General features: G+C 58.0%; 15 protein-coding genes. 4 read left to right on the forward strand and 11 right to left on the reverse strand.

Features of this window, described 5'->3' with window-relative positions; translation table 11 throughout:
* The first annotated feature begins 14 nt into the window (after nucleotides 1–14).
* Complete coding sequence (locus MHN28_RS06220) at nucleotides 15–1,559, forward strand: Ppx/GppA family phosphatase (RefSeq protein WP_239337185.1); 1,545 nt, start codon at nucleotides 15–17, stop codon at nucleotides 1,557–1,559.
* 3 nt (nucleotides 1,560–1,562) lie between these two features.
* On the opposite strand, the gene MHN28_RS06225 is transcribed toward MHN28_RS06220, so the two are convergent.
* The 6 genes from MHN28_RS06225 to scpA form a co-directional block, all read right to left on the reverse strand.
* Nucleotides 1,563–1,937 (reverse strand): hypothetical protein, encoded by a 375-nt coding sequence (locus MHN28_RS06225; protein ID WP_239337186.1) that lies wholly within the window; start codon nucleotides 1,935–1,937, stop codon nucleotides 1,563–1,565.
* 37 nt (nucleotides 1,938–1,974) lie between these two features.
* Nucleotides 1,975–2,970: an endonuclease/exonuclease/phosphatase family protein gene (locus MHN28_RS06230; protein WP_239337187.1), complete on the reverse strand. Its 996-nt coding sequence runs from the start codon at nucleotides 2,968–2,970 to the stop codon at nucleotides 1,975–1,977.
* A 3-nt stretch (nucleotides 2,971–2,973) separates the two neighbouring features.
* A complete protein-coding gene (locus MHN28_RS06235) occupies nucleotides 2,974–3,654 on the reverse strand; it encodes a molecular chaperone DjiA (RefSeq protein ID WP_239337188.1) in 681 nt (226 codons plus the stop codon).
* Between the two features lie 9 nt (nucleotides 3,655–3,663).
* The gene (locus tag MHN28_RS06240; RefSeq protein WP_239337189.1) at nucleotides 3,664–4,188 is read right to left on the reverse strand and encodes a GNAT family N-acetyltransferase; all 525 of its coding nucleotides are present in this window, start codon (nucleotides 4,186–4,188) and stop codon (nucleotides 3,664–3,666) included.
* Nucleotides 4,185–4,787 (reverse strand): VOC family protein, encoded by a 603-nt coding sequence (locus MHN28_RS06245; protein WP_239337190.1) that lies wholly within the window; start codon nucleotides 4,785–4,787, stop codon nucleotides 4,185–4,187. The genes MHN28_RS06240 and MHN28_RS06245 overlap by 4 nt, the downstream gene beginning before the upstream one ends.
* Before the next feature lie 107 nt (nucleotides 4,788–4,894).
* Complete coding sequence (scpA, locus tag MHN28_RS06250) at nucleotides 4,895–7,021, reverse strand: methylmalonyl-CoA mutase (protein WP_239337192.1); 2,127 nt, start codon at nucleotides 7,019–7,021, stop codon at nucleotides 4,895–4,897.
* Between the two features lie 168 nt (nucleotides 7,022–7,189).
* On the opposite strand from scpA, the gene MHN28_RS06255 reads away from it, so the two are divergent.
* Entirely contained in the window at nucleotides 7,190–7,633 is a 444-nt protein-coding gene (locus MHN28_RS06255) for a DUF4174 domain-containing protein (RefSeq protein WP_239337195.1), read from the forward strand.
* Between the two features lie 76 nt (nucleotides 7,634–7,709).
* Here MHN28_RS06255 and MHN28_RS06260 read toward each other — a convergent pair whose 3' ends face one another.
* Together MHN28_RS06260 and MHN28_RS06265 are read right to left on the reverse strand one after the other, a co-directional pair.
* Nucleotides 7,710–9,755, reverse strand: a complete 2,046-nt coding sequence (locus MHN28_RS06260; RefSeq protein ID WP_239337197.1) for an acetyl/propionyl/methylcrotonyl-CoA carboxylase subunit alpha — start codon at nucleotides 9,753–9,755, stop codon at nucleotides 7,710–7,712.
* Between the two features lie 117 nt (nucleotides 9,756–9,872).
* On the reverse strand, nucleotides 9,873–10,076 hold the full coding sequence (locus tag MHN28_RS06265; protein ID WP_239337199.1) for a hypothetical protein: 204 nt from the start codon (nucleotides 10,074–10,076) through the stop codon (nucleotides 9,873–9,875).
* 650 nt (nucleotides 10,077–10,726) lie between these two features.
* On the opposite strand from MHN28_RS06265, the gene MHN28_RS06270 reads away from it, so the two are divergent.
* A complete protein-coding gene (locus MHN28_RS06270) occupies nucleotides 10,727–11,884 on the forward strand; it encodes a DcaP family trimeric outer membrane transporter (RefSeq protein ID WP_239337201.1) in 1,158 nt (385 codons plus the stop codon).
* 86 nt (nucleotides 11,885–11,970) lie between these two features.
* Here MHN28_RS06270 and MHN28_RS06275 read toward each other — a convergent pair whose 3' ends face one another.
* The 3 genes from MHN28_RS06275 to MHN28_RS06285 form a co-directional block, all read right to left on the reverse strand.
* Nucleotides 11,971–12,324: a hypothetical protein gene (locus MHN28_RS06275; protein WP_239337203.1), complete on the reverse strand. Its 354-nt coding sequence runs from the start codon at nucleotides 12,322–12,324 to the stop codon at nucleotides 11,971–11,973.
* Nucleotides 12,325–12,460: 136 nt separating this feature from the next.
* Nucleotides 12,461–12,946 (reverse strand): DUF6497 family protein, encoded by a 486-nt coding sequence (locus MHN28_RS06280; protein ID WP_239337205.1) that lies wholly within the window; start codon nucleotides 12,944–12,946, stop codon nucleotides 12,461–12,463.
* A gap of 99 nt (nucleotides 12,947–13,045) precedes the next feature.
* On the reverse strand, nucleotides 13,046–14,578 hold the full coding sequence (locus MHN28_RS06285; RefSeq protein ID WP_239337207.1) for an acyl-CoA carboxylase subunit beta: 1,533 nt from the start codon (nucleotides 14,576–14,578) through the stop codon (nucleotides 13,046–13,048).
* Nucleotides 14,579–14,761: 183 nt separating this feature from the next.
* Here MHN28_RS06285 and MHN28_RS06290 point away from each other — a divergent pair, with 183 nt between their 5' ends.
* Nucleotides 14,762–15,967 carry a multidrug effflux MFS transporter gene (locus MHN28_RS06290; RefSeq protein WP_239337208.1) on the forward strand — a complete coding sequence of 402 codons (1,206 nt, stop codon included), beginning with the start codon at nucleotides 14,762–14,764 and terminating at the stop codon, nucleotides 15,965–15,967.
* Nucleotides 15,968–16,022: the final 55 nt, after the last annotated feature.

The raw sequence follows: 16,022 nt of genomic DNA on the forward strand, positions 1-16,022 counted from the left end.
TACCTGGAAGAGACATGGATCAGACTGTCGAAACCGAAATCCCTGACTGGGGGCCGTTCGGCAAGCCCCTCTTCGACGATCCCGAAGCACGAGCCTTGTCGCGCGTGGGCGTGGTCGATGTTGGATCGAACTCGGTCCGGATGGTTATCTTTGACGGCGCGGCGCGATCGCCGGCTTATTTCTACAATGAAAAAGTGATGTGCGAGCTTGGCGCAGGCTTGTCTGATACCGGGCACCTCAACCCGCTTGGCCGCAAACGCGCGCTGGCTGCATTGCGCCGATTTGCCCGTCTGTCTGACGATCTTGGCCTGCCCGGCCTGCACGTCGTGGCGACTGCCGCGGTGCGAGAAGCCAAGGACGGCCCTGAGTTTTGCGACGAGGTCAAAGCCGAAACCGGCCTGACCGTTTCCGTCATCAACGGCGACGAAGAGGCCCGCCTGTCCGCGCAGGGTGTTTTGCTGGGCTGGCCCGGCGCGTATGGTCTGATTTGCGACATCGGCGGATCATCTATGGAACTCGCCGAAATCGGAGACGGCGACGTCGGGCGGCGTGTGACTTCAGCGCTGGGCCCTCTGAAACTGCGGGACATCAAGGGCGGACGTCGGGCACGCAAGGCCCACATCAAAGCCACGATGGAGAATCTGCGCGATCAAATGGGGCCGCAACGCGACAGGCTGTTCCTTGTGGGCGGTAGCTGGCGGGCCTTCGCGCGACTGGACATGCTGCGCCGCGGGTATCCCCTGAACGTGCTGCACGAATACCGCATGACCACAAAACAGGTACGTGAGACCATCAAGTTCATTGAAAAGGGTGATCCCGAAAAGCTGCGCAGCCAGGCCGGCGTATCGGGATCGCGGATGGCACTGATTCCCTATGCAATGGATGTTCTGGCGCGATTGATCCGCACGTTCAAACCCAAGGACATCGCCATCTCAAGCTATGGTATCCGCGAAGGGCTGCTGTACGAGCAGATGCCGCAGAACCTGCGTGACTGCGACCCGCTGATCGAGGCCAGCAGATTTTCCGAAGCCAAGGATTCCCGTTTGCCCGGCTTTGGCAAACACCTGTTCGATTTCGTGATGCCGCTGTTCAAGTCTGCTCCGCCCGCGCGTGTGCGCCTGGTGAAAGCGGCCTGCCTTTTGCATGATGTCAGTTGGCGTGCCCATCCCGACTATCGGGCCGAGGTCTGCTTTGACAATGTGACGCGCGCCAATCTGGGTGGCCTGAAACACTCGGAGCGGGTCTTTATCGGGCTGGCGCTGCAACACCGATACCGAAACAAGCGCGAAGGCAACCGTTTTGCCCCGCTCTACGAACTGTTGGACGAAAAAGACCAGAAACAGGCCGAGATTCTGGGTAAGGCGATGCGGTTCGGTGCCATGTTGTGGATGAAAAACGATGCCAAAATGGGAACATTGAAGTTCTATCCCAAAAAGAGGCAGCTAGAGCTGTTTCTGCCCACTGCGGCAAGCCCTTTGTTCAGCGAGGTCGCCGTGGCGCGGTTGAGTTCGCTGGCCAGCGCGCTGAAATCCGAGCCCCGCGTCATCATCCGGGATTAAACCTCAGATTTCGATCTCGCCCTCGGGTGCGCTTTCAGGCAATTCCGGCTGCACGTCGGGGTCCTGAGGAGGCTTCTTACGGATGATGATATCACCGTTGGGTAATATCTCAGGCGCTTCATAGGCGCTCCAATCCTGAATTTCGCCCGCCAGGTCCGCCAAGGCAGGGCCCATTTCCGCCATGAAGGATTGCATGGCCGGGCCGAATTGTTCCGCAAGCCCAAGCAAATCGTCAAGCGCAGGCTCCATCTCTTGCCTCAAGCCTTCAAAGAATAACTCTGCCCCCTGCTCCATCAGGGACTTGCCAGCCTCTTCCTCGGCATGAACGGGAAGGGCCAGAGCCGCGGTCACAGCACATATTGGAATGAGGTGTTTCATATCGAAAATATAGGGCAGTTGAATTTCAGTTGAAAGGCTACAGGCCGATATCCAGAGTTACGGGGAAATGATCAGATGCAGTTAATAACGCCTCGTGCAGATCTTTTGCGCTAAGGCAGGCTGGGTCGTGAAACGGATGCCAGATGCGCCAATCCGGCCGGCGGTCGCGCAGATCCTGGCTGATCATGACATAGTCCAGCAGAGCTTCGAGATACCCACCGCCTTTGGGTCGCACAAAACGTGCGGTCGAAAGGCGCTCACCCGCCTTTGGTCCAAACGCCGAATCTGCGTGCGGGTCGAACAAACCCGCCTGTAACAGAATTTCGACCGACGATCGCCCGAACAGGTTTTCGAACTCATCCAACCCCGGACCATCGTTGAGGTCGCCCAGCAGGATTACTTGTTCGTCGGCCGCCAAATGCGTCTTGACCCGTCTGGCCAACCAAATGGCTTGCGCCAACTGCTTACGCCGGTTGGCAATCGAAATTCGGATCGCCTCGTCTCGGGTTTCGGCGCCGTGTGGGGCTTTTGATTTCAGATGCGCCCCAATCAGGCGAAACGAGGCCCCGCCAGACGTTTGGACCGCCAATTCCATCGGAGGTTTGGAAAAACGCACATGATCTTCGGTCGCGTCGATATCGAGGTCGATGTTAAAAACACCATCGAAACGCGGCGCAGATCTGTCGCCGTCTTTCGGATCATGGCGCACCGTCAGCGCGCGCCGATCATAGAGTAGCGCAAGTTCCTGATGGGTATCGTTGGCAAATCCCATCACGGCGTCGGTCGTTCGAAGGTCAAACGCTTCGGCAAAATTTTGCAACGCGCGGACCGTATTCTGGCTTTTCCCCGAGTTGGGTGCCTCGACTATCAACACTGCATCCGCATCGATTGCCGTCAGGACCTTAGCAATAGCCTCGATTTGCTGTGCCTTGGTGACATTATGGCGACCGGACCAGCTGTCATCGACGATCAGTTCGTCCTGACGATCAAACAGGTTGGCGAACCACTCGATGTTGTAGGTCGCCAGACGCATAGCTTAGGCCCGCGCGCCGTTGATTTCGTCCCAGGCGCGGTTAATGTCGATCATCTTTTTCTCGGCCAGGCGAACGGCTTCCTCGGGTACACCGCGCGCCAGCATCGCGTCAGGATGCGTTTCGCGCACAAGTTGCCGCCAAACCTTGCGGATATCAGGCAATGGCATGTCCCGCGGAACCCCAAGAACCGTATAGGGGTCGTTGGGCGCATCGGGCACAAAACGCGCGCGCAGGGCCATGAACTGGGCATCCGTCTGGCCAAAGATCCGGCTGACCTCTTCCAGAAATTCGTTTTCGTTGGGATGATAGAACCCATCCGCCATCGCGATGTGGAAGAGCCCCTCCATCAAGTCGCATAGCGTGGTGCTGTCTTCAGAGAACATACGCGCGATCTTACGGGCATAGTCCTGATAGCCTGCAACGTCCGTGCGGGCCATGTTGAACACACGCGCCGCGCCTTCTTCATCCTCGCGGGCAATCTGAAAAACGTCGCGGAATGCCGTAACCTCATCCCGCGTCACCTGACCATCCGCCTTGGCCATTTTTGCGCCCAACGCGATCACCGCAATGGTGAACGCCACGGATCGTTCGGGCGGCGAGCGCAGTTTCTCAAATACAGCGGTGAGGCTTTCGCCCTGAGCAAGCGCGCTTAGCGCATCAGATATTCGGATCCAGATCGACATGAGCGCACCCTAGCGCCCCAAATCGCGCATGTCAGGTGCGACCAATCCGTCCTGAGCAAGAATTTTCTGCATCAGGACAAGGTCTAACCGTTTTCCCCACTTGAACCCGACCTCGGGCATGCGGCCAACTTCGGTGAAACCCAGGGCTGCGTGAAAGGCAACTGCATCCGGATTGGCCGAGGAGATTCCAGCCACCAACACATGCACATCGTCTGCTCGTGCCGTGGCCTCGAGTGCCGACAATAAAGCGCGACCTGCGCCCTGCCCCCGCGCCTCGGGTGCCAATTGGATTGTGTGCTCACTGCACTGCGCGTACCCGGGGCCGAAACGAAACTGTGAATAGGTAGCAAATCCGAGAACCTTCCCATCCGATTCGGCGACGAGATAAGCGGGACCTCGGGCTTCGATATCGCCGGCAATGCAATCCACACTGCGTTCATCTGTGGTGAAGGTCACAAGCGTATCGCGGATGATCGCGTTAGTGATCGCGGCGATCCCATGGGCATCCGCGACCCGGGCTTGCCTGATCCTCATTCCAACACGCGTGGTCCGTGCGGTGTCTCGAACTCTGCCCGTAGCGCCGCCGGGCCGGTGTCGAACACCACAATATCCAAATCACCTAAGAGTCCGGCCAGTTCCAGCGCATCAGGATGATAAACTACAAGGCGTTGCAATCGGCAGCCGCTATCCCGCAACATCTTCGCCGGATGCAAATCACCGTGCCACTGGATGAGCGCCGGGAACAGATTATCGAAGGGTAAACGACCATTGGGCGGCACCGCCATTTGCCAGCGCAGTGCGCCTCTGGCCAGATCTATTGGGTGGCCGGAACCATCCGGGAAAACGGTAAGCGAAGCTTCGATATCCGACACCTGGCAAATCCAGTTGGTCAAACGGGGCGCCCCCTTGAACCGATCAAGATCGAACCATCTGGTTCTTTGCGGGTTCGGAGCCTCAGGATCGATCGCGATAGCCTCAAGGTAAAGACCGTCCCGCAGCCCCAGCAACCGGTTATACGTACCGAAGGTTTCGTGTTTGCCGCCGTCCTGCAGCGGCACTCCCAACGCCTGTTCGATATGCGCCGACGCCTCTTCCAGCGTTTCGCCAGCAACGGCCAGATGATCCAGAAACACGCGCGACCCTCCTATGGAAAACGACCAGATCCTAATGGATCTGGTCGCATGTTTCCGTCAAAGACGCGGAATCACAAGGTTTTTCATCGAAAAACCTTTGGGCAACGTCACCCTTTGGCTTCGCGGATCAGACGCAGAATGTCCTGCGCTGCCTCAGGAATGTTGGTGCCCGGACCAAAGATCGCTTTGACGCCGTGATCATAAAGGAACTGATAATCCTGCTGTGGGATCACCCCACCGCAGATCACGATGATGTCCTCGGCACCAGCCTTCTTCAATTCCTCGACCAGTTGCGGCGCAAGCGTCTTGTGTCCTGCCGCCTGAGACGAGATGCCAATCACGTGAACGTCATTATCCACCGCATCCTGAGCGGCCTCGGCCGGGGTCTGGAACAGCGGCCCAACGTCAACGTCAAAGCCGATATCGGCAAAGGCCGTGGCAATCACCTTGGCACCCCGGTCGTGCCCATCCTGGCCCATCTTGACCACCAGAAGGCGGGGGCGGCGGCCCTCAGCCTCAGCAAATTCTTCGATGGATTTCTGGATGGCGGCAAAACCTTCATCACCTTCGTAGGCCGCACCATAAACCCCTGCCAGGGTTTTCACCTCGGCGCGGTGACGGCCGAATTCCTTTTCCATTGCCATGCTGATCTCTCCTACGGATGCGCGGGCACGGGCGGCCTCGACGGCGGCGGCCAGTAGGTTTCCACCCTCACGGGCGGTAGTGGTCAAAGCGTCCAACGCTTGTTGGCAGGCGGCCTCGTCACGCGTTGCACGGATACGTTCCAGCCGCGCGACCTGAGCTTCGCGCACGGCCACGTTGTCGACATCCAGAATGTCGATCGGGTCTTCCTGTTCCTTGCGGTACTTGTTGACGCCGACGATCACCTCGTCGCCCCGGTCGATCATGGCCTGACGACGCGCGGCGCTTTCCTCGATGCGCAGCTTGGGCATGCCCGAAGCGACGGCCTTGGTCATACCGCCCATTTCCTCGACCTCTTCCATCAGGGCCCAGGCTTTTTCGATCAACTCGTTGGTCAGGCTTTCGACGTAATAGGAACCCGCCAGCGGATCGACCACATCGGTCACTCCGGTTTCCTCTTGCAGCACCAACTGCGTGTTTCGCGCGATGCGGGCTGAGAAATCGGTGGGCAGCGCAATCGCCTCGTCCAGAGCGTTGGTGTGCAGCGACTGGGTGCCGCCCAGAACCGCGCTCATCGCCTCATAGGCGGTGCGGATCACGTTGTTGTAGGGGTCCTGTTCCTGCAGCGACACGCCTGACGTCTGGCAGTGGGTCCGCAGCATTTTGGACCGTTCGGATTTAGCACCAAAGTCGGTCATCACCCGGTGCCACAGCGTCCGCGCGGCGCGCAGTTTGGCGATCTCCATGAAGAAGTTCATGCCGATGGCAAAGAAGAAAGACAGACGGCCAGCGAACTTGTCCACGTCCATCCCGGCCTGAGTCGCGGCACGGACATATTCGCGCCCGTCGGCCAGCGTATAGGCCAGCTCCTGCACGAGGTTCGCCCCGGCCTCTTGCATGTGATAGCCCGAAATCGAGATCGAGTTGAATTTCGGCATCTCATTCGACGTGAATTCAATGATGTCCGAGATGATCTTCATCGAAGGCTCTGGCGGATAGATATAGGTGTTGCGCACCATGAACTCTTTCAGAATGTCATTCTGAATGGTGCCGGACAGAACGGATTTATCATGCCCCTGCTCTTCGCCTGCAACGATGAAGCTTGCCAAAATCGGGATCACCGCCCCGTTCATGGTCATCGAGACCGAGACCTTGTCCAACGGAATGCCGTCGAACAGGATCTTCATGTCCTCGACACTGTCGATCGCCACGCCAGCCTTACCAACATCTCCCACAACGCGCGGGTGATCACTGTCGTAGCCGCGGTGCGTCGCCAGATCGAAAGCAACCGAGACACCTTGCTGACCGGCTGCCAGATTACGGCGATAGAAGGCGTTCGATTCCTCTGCGGTTGAGAAACCGGCATATTGCCGAATGGTCCAGGGACGACCGGCATACATGGTTGCCTTCACCCCACGCGTGAATGGACCGAAGCCCGGCAGCGACCCCATATGTGGCAGTTCAGCCGTATCTTCTTGTGTATAGAGCGGTTTGACGTCGATGCCTTCCAGCGTCTCTTTGGTCAGGTCGTCCAACGGGCGACCGCGCAGCTCTTTCTCGGCCAGCGCCTGCCAGTCTTTCGTATCGGTCATTGCGATTTCCTTTTCTCAATTCGGTTCGCGCCGGGCCGCAGCCTGCGCGTTTTGATGTTCCGAGCCGCCATGTGCGACGTAGGATCGCGCAAAAATTTGAGCGCGATGTGCATTTCGCCGGTCGCTTTCATCGACACAGAGGCTATATTCAAACGAACAGGAGGCCCCATGACACGAACGCTTGCCCTTGTTTTATCGGCACTATTCCCGCTGGCCGCTGTGGCTGCGGATGGGTCTGCGCCCGATGATGAGTTTGTCCGCCCCGCTGGTGACAGCGAGTTGAGCGAATACTTGTGGATCAATCGACCCATCGTCGTTTTTGCCGACACCCCTGCAGACCCGCGGTTCCAGCAGCAGATCGATATGCTGGTGGAAGGTGAAGAAGCCATGCGCGATCGGGATGTCGTTGTACTGACCGACACCGACCCGTCTGCCCGTTCTCCGATCCGGTCACAGTTGCGTCCACGCGGATTCCAGATGGTGTTCGTCGACAAGGATGGCGTGGTCAAACTGCGCAAGCCTTCCCCATGGAGCGTACGCGAGATTGGCCGCTCTATCGACAAAACGCCCCTGCGCCAACGCGAGATTCGCGAACGGCGCGAGGGCGGCTGAACGCCTTCGCCACGCCCAAGGCCCCCGGCGCCGAACGCCGGGAAGCTTTGGTTGTATGGCGAATACTGTTTCATGATCACTCAAACTCGATGATCACGTCGTCCACGGCGAGGCTATCGCCGGGACCCGCGTTGACCTTGGCGACGACGCCCTTCTTCTCGGCGCGCAGGATGTTTTCCATCTTCATCGCCTCAACGGTGCAAAGTGCCTGACCCTCCTGCACTTCCTGCCCAACTTCGACGTCGATCTTCACGATCAGACCAGGCATCGGGCACAGCAGCATTTTCGAAGTATCCGGCGGCAGTTTTTCAGGCATCAGTTTCGCGAGTCTTGCCTGATGAGGACGCCGTACATGCACTTTCAGGTCCGCGCCCCGATTGCGAATGCGGAATCCGCCCGAAATCTTGCCAACCTTCAGAACCAGCGGGCTGCCGTCAACGTCCAGCACGGCCAGTTGATCACCAGGCGTCCAGTCAGAAGCAACCCGCAGAGTCGTGCCATCTTCGAATTTGACCGTTGCGCCCTCTCTGTCGGCATTAACCTGAACGGCGAAATCCTCGCCTTGCAGCGTCACAACCCAGCGTTTGCCAACTTTGCGTTCGTGGTTGTCCATGCGCCCCGAAACACGGGTACGGCGGATTTCAGCAACCCGGTGCATCGCGGCACAGGACGCTGCGATCCGGCGCAGGTCGGCCTCGGGCAGAGTGACGCCTTCGAAACCGTCCGGGTACTCCTCGGCAATAAAGGCCGTGGTCATGTCCCCGCTGACGAACTTCGGGTGATCCATCACTGCGGACAGGAACGGCAGGTTGTGACCAATGCCCTCGACCTCAAAACTGTCGAGCGCAACGCGCATGGCCTCGATGGCTTGCTCACGTGTCGGAGCCCATGTGCACAGTTTTGCGATCATCGGATCGTAGTACATGCTGATCTCGCCGCCTTCATAGACGCCGGTATCGTTACGTACAGCTGCGTCGCCTGCCGGCGCTTCGCCCTGCCACTTGTCGTTCACCAGCAGTGGACCGGATGCGATTTCCTGCGGCGGACGATAACGGGTCAGACGCCCGATCGAGGGCAGGAAGTTACGATAGGGATCTTCTGCATACAGGCGGTTTTCAATCGCCCAGCCGGTCAGGGTTACATCGTCCTGTGTGATCGTCAGCTCTTCACCGGCAGCTACGCGGATCATCTGCTCGACCAGATCGACACCGGTGATCAGTTCGGTCACGGGGTGTTCCACCTGAAGGCGGGTGTTCATTTCCAGGAAGTAGAAGTTCTTTTCGCCATCAACGATGAATTCAACCGTACCTGCGCTGGCGTAGTCCACGGCCTTGGCCAGGGCCACCGCCTGTTCACCCATCGCCTTGCGGGTCGCCTCATCCAGGAAGGGCGATGGTGCCTCTTCGACCACCTTCTGGTTCCGACGCTGGATCGAGCATTCGCGCTCGCCCAGATAGATGCCGTTGCCGTGGCTGTCGCAGAGAACCTGAATCTCGATGTGTCGCGGCTGAGTCACGAATTTTTCGATAAAGATCCGGTCATCGCCGAAGGAGTTCGCTGCTTCGTTCTTGGACGACTGAAAGCCCTCGCGCGCTTCTTCGTCGTTCCAGGCGATCCGCATGCCCTTGCCGCCGCCGCCGGCGCTGGCCTTGATCATGACGGGATAACCAATTTCGTTGGAAATCCTGACGGCCTCATCAGCGTTTTCGATCAGGCCCATATAGCCGGGGACAGTCGAAACACCGGCTTCTTGCGCGATTTTCTTCGAGGTGATCTTGTCGCCCATGCTTTCAATGGCCCCAACCGGCGGACCCACAAAGGCAACGCCCTCGGCGTCCAGAGCCTCGGCAAATTTGGAGTTCTCGGACAAAAAGCCATAACCGGGATGCACCGCCTGCGCGCCGCTTTCGCGAATGGCATCCATGACTTTGTCGATCACGATATAGGACTGGTTCGCGGGGGGCGGGCCGATGTGAACGGCCTCATCCGCCATCGACACATGCAACGCATTCTTGTCCGCGTCCGAATAAATGGCGACGGTGCCTATACCCATCTTGCGGGCGGTCTTGATGACCCGGCAGGCGATTTCGCCCCGGTTGGCGATCAGGATCTTGTTGAACATGGAACGTCCTTTGTCTTGGTGTTCTGAAAACGCGAAACGCCGCCGCAGGGCATTGACCCTACGACGGCGTTTTGCGCGATGACGGTCGGGGCGACACGCGCCCCGAAAAACTTGGTGTTACCTACAGTTGTTCTGTGTCTTGCAGTACAGGACGTTACCCGCTGCGCCGACCACGGCACCGAACAACGGATCGGCATTGACGACCGCAGCGCCCACTGCGCCCGCGCCACCGCCAAGCAACGCCTGTTCACCGGTGGTGTCCCCACAGGCGGCAAGGCCTGCACAGGTCGCCACTGCAAGGAAGAATTTCGAGATTCGCATGATATCTGCCCCTTTTGGATTCTTGATGCGTTCCGGGGCAGATGTCGGATTTCCGCCTTGTTATTCAATAACAGGCAGTCCTGATCGATTTTTTGCGCAAGATTGTGCCGCTTTATGCATGGTACATACGCAAAGAAAAACGCGGACAGGACTTTGTGAAAATCACAAGCCTGCCCGCGGAAGGAAGGGGTACGGAATAGTAGGTGCATGTGCGACGCAGGCAAAGTAGAGCCGCACGGCTTAAACAGGTTGCTTGGCACAATCCGCCGAGTAAACAAAGTATTGTTTCCAACCGAGATTCCGGCTGGAATTCGCCCATTGGGCGAATTAGCGCGCAGATTCGTGCCGAGGCTGGGTGCTGTTTCGGGCGCAGCAGACAAAATCGGCACCGTCACATTTCTGTTATTTTTCTTCGCCGAAAGGTTTGTTTCTGCACCCGCAGCATCACGGGTTACGGAAGATTGAGGTGGAAAATCGCCTCTCAAATGCAAAGGGTTAACCGATCTGTTCACCATTGGGTGAGCGCGGAGCGAAAATCCTGCACATTTCCTTGAAAAAGCGGACGATTTTTTTCCCGTTCTCGTGATTTCCCTCAAAGTCCCTTGCGTGAAACGGTGCCGGTGCACACTCGCACACAAGGAATTATCCACATGATTGCAAAGAGAAAGCCGGCGTTGCTGCTTGCCGTTTCCGCACTTGGCTTGTCCGGCACGGCCGCTTTTGCCCAAGATGCCCAAACTCAGGCGGAACTCGACGCCCTGCGCGCCCGTGTCGAAGCTTTGGAGGCCGAAAAACCGGGGGCCGGAACCGGTGATCTTCGAATCGGAAACACAACTCTTGATGTCTACGGCTATGTTAAGGCCGACTTTTTCTTCGACACAGATTTTGAGTTGGGGGACCTCGCCGACACGACGAGGATTGGGGAGCCCGCCAATGCCACGAGCGGCACCTTCGGGGCCACCGCACGCCAATCGCGCATCGGACTTCGGACCAAAACGCCGTCTGCCATCGGCGACATCTCGGGCCAATTGGAACTGGACCTGTTTTCTGGTGGGACGGAGGGGCCAGCTGAACTGCGTCTGCGCCACGCCAATATCCGCATCGGTGACAACTGGTTGATCGGTCAGTTCTGGACCAATTTCCAGCCGCTGGACACGTACCCAACGACCGTCGAATTCAACGGGCCCGTCGGGATTCCCTTCGCGCGCGTTCCGCAGGTGCGCTACACGAACAAAATCGGCGCGAACACCACGTTTGCGGTTTCGGTCGAAGAGAACGTTGGCGGCTCCGATTCGAACGACCCCGTCCTGACCGGGTCTATCGAATTCAATGATGGCAAATACATCGCCCGTGCCTCGGCGCTGTACGGCAAAGCGCAATCCGGGGACGTCGAAGTGGATCAGACCGGCTTCACAGTCTCGGCTGGTATCCGGCCCTGGGATGGCGGCCTGTTTCAGGTCAACTATGTCGACGGCGAAGCGATTGGCCCCTATCTGATCGCTGCGGGCGACGCCATCGTCAACGGGCAGGCCAACGATGTAGACGGCTTTACCGTGGAATTCCGTCAGGACATTGGGCCGAAATGGAATGTCGGCATCGCCTACGGAGAAGAGGACTACGACCTGCCAACCTCGACCGGAACACTGTCCTTCACCGAGGTTGAGACGGTCCACGTGAACGCTTTTTACAAGGCAACCGACAATCTGACGCTCAGCGCCGAATACTTCTTTGGTGAGCGGAACGACGCGCCGACCGGACGTACCTTTGACAGCGACCGCATTCAGCTGGCGGCTCAGCTGAATTTCTGAACGCACATAACGGCCCTGCCCCAATTTGGGCAGGGTTCCGGATCGGGTGATCCCCAAACCTTTATGTGCGACAGCGGATTGCACGGTCAGCGCACCCCGTCAAAAATTTCGGGAAAAGAGACCCGGCCCACGTCCGGATCAATAACCAGCAGCGCGTCGTAACTGGCCGGATCAAACGGGTCTTCGGCCGCAACAACCTCGCGCTCAAACAGCCAGCTCAGGCGACCTGCATCCAGATTGCCCCGTTCAAAGGGCTGATCGCCGAAATGTGCCCACAAGGCCTCCATGAACGCCACGTCCGCGCGCTTGTCCGCGGGTTTGCGATCCCGAAACCTCTCGCGCCGGGTCAGTGGCGTCACGCCCTTTGGGTTGGCCCGACGAATGGTGAACTGAAAGTCCGTGCCCGGCAGGCGTCCGGGAAACCCGCGATGTTTCAGCATGTCGTCACCTCGCGAATGCCAGGATTTACAGGTATCAGATATCCACATCCGTCACAGGATGATGTCATGGTGCGCACCTCCAAAGCCGCGTAGCTGTTCAGAAACGCTCTGACTGAGTGAAAAACGAGTTTCATGGTCAGAGCCCCTCCCAGATACACCGGGACTGTTCCAGCCGGTAGGCTTCAAAGAACTGCGTAGCGTCAGGGGATGCGCGACCGAATTCGATGGGGCGGTCGGACAGCGAAATAACCACTCGTGCAGGGTCAAGCTCGTGCTTGGCCACATATGCAACCGCCAGGGTTTGGCACAGATGCTCCATATCGGCCGAGGCAACGTCATACCCGATCCGCCCAACCGTCGAGCCGATCTTTGGTGCAATGAAACGAAAGCGCACCCACAGCTCACCCGGGTTGTTGTCCAGCAGAACGTCACTCAGATGCACAGGCTGGCCAGACGGAACAGGCAGCAGGCTCTCAGTGTCTGCGAAAACGGGGGAAACGCATCCAAACAGGAAAAGAACAAAGGCGCGATCCCGGACCCGCCGTAGGCAAGCTCCTCTCTCCGGGATCGCGCGCGCATGGCTTTTGGCCCGCGCTTTTCTATGTCCTATAAAGCAGTTCATTTATCAGTTGTGGCCTCAAAGTCAATTTTTTCCCCAATCAATCTGCCCTGACCGTTGTTCCGAGAAGCCCCGGCCGGGCAGATCAATCGGTGTGCGCCCTTAAAGCGGAATATTATCGTGCTTTTTCCACGGGTTCTTCAGTTGCTTGTTGCGCAGGCTGGCGAAGGCCCGAGATACACGACGGCGAGTCGATTGCGGCATGATCACCTCATCGATAAATCCGCGCTCGGCTGCGACGAACGGGTTCGCAAACCGGTCCTCGTAATCCTGCGTGTGCTTCGCGATCTTCTCGGCATCGCCAAGGTCAGCACGGTGAATGATCTCGGTCGCACCTTTCGCGCCCATCACTGCGATCTCGGCCGTGGGCCAGGCATAGTTGAAGTCGCCGCGCAGGTGCTTCGACGCCATAACGTCATACGCGCCGCCATAGGCCTTACGAGTAATGACGGTGACTTTTGGAACCGTCGCTTCACCATATGCAAACAGCAGCTTGGCACCATGTTTGATGACACCGCCGTATTCCTGCGACGTCCCTGGCAGGAAGCCCGGCACATCTACCAGCGTCAGGATCGGGATTTCGAAACAATCGCAGAAGCGCACGAAGCGCGCCGCCTTGCGGGAACTGTCGATGTCCAAACAACCAGCCAGAACCATCGGCTGGTTCGCCACAACGCCGACCGTCTGCCCTTCGAGTCGGATGAAACCGGTGATGATGTTCTTGGCGTAATCTTCCTGGATCTCGTAGAAATCGCCCTCATCCGCCACTTTGGTGATGAGTTCCTTCATGTCGTAGGGCGTGTTCGGATTGTCGGGGATCAGCGTGTCCAGTGAGGTTTCGATCCTGTCAGGCTCATCAAAAAACGGACGAACCGGCGGCTTTTCACGGTTGTTGAGCGGCAGGAAGTCAACCAGACGGCGCACTTCTGCCAATGCTTCCACATCGTTTTCGAACGCACCATCGGCGACCGAAGACTTTTTGGTGTGGGTTGATGCCCCGCCCAGTTCCTCGGCAGTGACGACCTCATTGGTGACAGTCTTAACCACATCCGGGCCGGTCACGAACATGTAAGACGTGTCTTTGACCATGAAGATAAAGTCGGTCATCGCAGGGCTGTAAACAGCGCCACCTGCGCAGGGACCCATGATCACGCTGATCTGCGGAACCACGCCCGAGGCCATGATGTTGCGCTGGAACACTTCGGCGTAACCCGCCAGAGACGCTACACCTTCCTGGATTCGCGCCCCGCCCGAGTCGTTAATGCCAATCACAGGGGCACCATTCTGGATCGCCATATCCATGATCTTGCAGATTTTCTGCGCATGCGTTTCTGAAAGCGACCCGCCGAACACCGTGAAATCCTGACTGAACACATAGACCATGCGGCCGTTGATCGTGCCCCAGCCCGTAACAACCCCGTCGCCCGCAGGTTTCTGATCTTCCATCCCGAAATCCGTGCAACGATGGCTGACAAACATGTCGAACTCTTCAAAGCTGCCTTCGTCTACCAGCAGTTCGATCCGTTCGCGTGCAGTCAGCTTGCCCCGCGCGTGCTGCGAGTCGATGCGTCTTTGTCCGCCCCCCAACCGCGCGTTGTTGCGGCGGTCTTCCAGCTCGGAAAGGATGTCTTTCATAACGATGATCCCCTGTAAAATCTGGCGGGACATTATACGCTGAGGCACCCAGACCAAAGCGCCTTTCGGCAAATTTGCAAATTCTTGTCAACTCTCGAAGTGAATATTGTAAAGTAGCAAATTTTTATCGCTAACGTCTAAGATGGATGGCATTCTCTGGCGTGGTCACTATACACGTGAACCATGCAGTTTAGTTCTTCGTCGGCGCACCGTTCGCCACCAACTATTACTACACTTGTTTTGCTGTCGGGATTGTCCGCGCTCAGCCTCAATCTCTTTCTACCCAGCCTTCCCAACATGGCCCTTCACTTTGAGGCCGACTACAAGGTCATGCAGCTGTCGATCGCCTTGTACCTGCTGGTGAACGCTGCACTCCAGATTCTGATCGGCCCAATCGCGGACAAGGCAGGGCGTCGCCCCGTTCTGCTGTGGGGGCTGGCCCTGTTTCTGCTGGCCACGCTGGGCTGCATCTATGCACCCAACGTCGAGATCTTTCTGGTTTTCAGGATGTGCCAGGCAATCGTCGTGGTTGGGATGGTCCTAAGTCGAGCGGCCGTGCGGGACCTGTACGATCAGGATCAAGCGGCCTCGATGATCGGCTATGTGACAATGGGCATGGCCATCGTACCCATGATCGGCCCCGCAATCGGGGGCTTGCTCGAAGAGAGTTTCGGGTGGAAGGCCAATTTTTGGCTGCCCTTCGTTCTTGGCACGCTGACATTGCTGCTGACCTATTCGGATTTTGGCGAAACCTCGGCCAAAAGCGGCAAAACGTTGATGCAACAGTTCAGAGAATACCCCGAACTACTCGGGTCACCCCGGTTTTGGGGGTATTCGCTGTCGTCTGCGCTGTCATCCGGTGCCTTCTTTGCCTATCTGGGCGGCGCACCGTTCATTGGCACCGAATTGTTCGGCCTCAGCGCCGCTGAGGTGGGTATTTACTTTGGCGCGCCCGCAGTCGGATACTTTTTCGGCAACTTCTTTAGCGGCCGCTACTCTGTACGTTTCGGCGTCAACCGGATGGTGCTGTGGGGGTGCTGGATGAACGCGGCGGGCGTTACAATGTCTGCGGTGCTGTTCTTGGCGGGCCTCGGAACAGCACTCAGCTTTTTCGGCTTTATGACATTTGTTGGCATTGGAAACGGGATGACGATACCCAACGCTACATCTGGCGCCCTGTCAGTTCGGCCACATCTGGCCGCCACGGCGTCCGGGCTGAGCGGGGCAATCATGCTTGGGGGCGGTGCAGGGCTTAGCGCTCTGGCAGGGACATTGCTGACCCATGAGACCGGGGCGATGCCCTTGCTGTGGCTGATGCTGGCGACCTCAGTTCTGGCCGTCTGTGCGATTTTGTCTGTAATTCGACGCGAGCGGCAATTGGGTCTTTGACACGGCTTGCCTATGACGGTTTGCAAAGTTAGTTTGCCGAAATAGAAAAGTTGCA

The organism is Ruegeria sp. Ofav3-42 (genome assembly GCF_022347725.1).
Taxonomy (GTDB): Bacteria; Pseudomonadota; Alphaproteobacteria; order Rhodobacterales; family Rhodobacteraceae; genus Ruegeria.

Bases quoted from the DNA above. Each gene is read 5' to 3' on its own strand.
- MHN28_RS06220 (WP_239337185.1), top strand. From the start codon at position 15: ATGGATCAGACTGTCGAAACCGAAATCCCTGACTGGGGGCCGTTCGGC.
- MHN28_RS06225 (WP_239337186.1), bottom strand. From the start codon at position 1,937: ATGAAACACCTCATTCCAATATGTGCTGTGACCGCGGCTCTGGCCCTT.
- MHN28_RS06230 (WP_239337187.1), bottom strand. From the start codon at position 2,970: ATGCGTCTGGCGACCTACAACATCGAGTGGTTCGCCAACCTGTTTGAT.
- MHN28_RS06235 (WP_239337188.1), bottom strand. From the start codon at position 3,654: ATGTCGATCTGGATCCGAATATCTGATGCGCTAAGCGCGCTTGCTCAG.
- MHN28_RS06240 (WP_239337189.1), bottom strand. From the start codon at position 4,188: ATGAGGATCAGGCAAGCCCGGGTCGCGGATGCCCATGGGATCGCCGCG.
- scpA (WP_239337192.1), bottom strand. From the start codon at position 7,021: ATGACCGATACGAAAGACTGGCAGGCGCTGGCCGAGAAAGAGCTGCGC.
- MHN28_RS06255 (WP_239337195.1), top strand. From the start codon at position 7,190: ATGACACGAACGCTTGCCCTTGTTTTATCGGCACTATTCCCGCTGGCC.
- MHN28_RS06260 (WP_239337197.1), bottom strand. From the start codon at position 9,755: ATGTTCAACAAGATCCTGATCGCCAACCGGGGCGAAATCGCCTGCCGG.
- MHN28_RS06265 (WP_239337199.1), bottom strand. From the start codon at position 10,076: ATGCGAATCTCGAAATTCTTCCTTGCAGTGGCGACCTGTGCAGGCCTT.
- MHN28_RS06270 (WP_239337201.1), top strand. From the start codon at position 10,727: ATGATTGCAAAGAGAAAGCCGGCGTTGCTGCTTGCCGTTTCCGCACTT.
- MHN28_RS06275 (WP_239337203.1), bottom strand. From the start codon at position 12,324: ATGCTGAAACATCGCGGGTTTCCCGGACGCCTGCCGGGCACGGACTTT.
- MHN28_RS06280 (WP_239337205.1), bottom strand. From the start codon at position 12,946: ATGAACTGCTTTATAGGACATAGAAAAGCGCGGGCCAAAAGCCATGCG.
- MHN28_RS06285 (WP_239337207.1), bottom strand. From the start codon at position 14,578: ATGAAAGACATCCTTTCCGAGCTGGAAGACCGCCGCAACAACGCGCGG.
- MHN28_RS06290 (WP_239337208.1), top strand. From the start codon at position 14,762: ATGCAGTTTAGTTCTTCGTCGGCGCACCGTTCGCCACCAACTATTACT.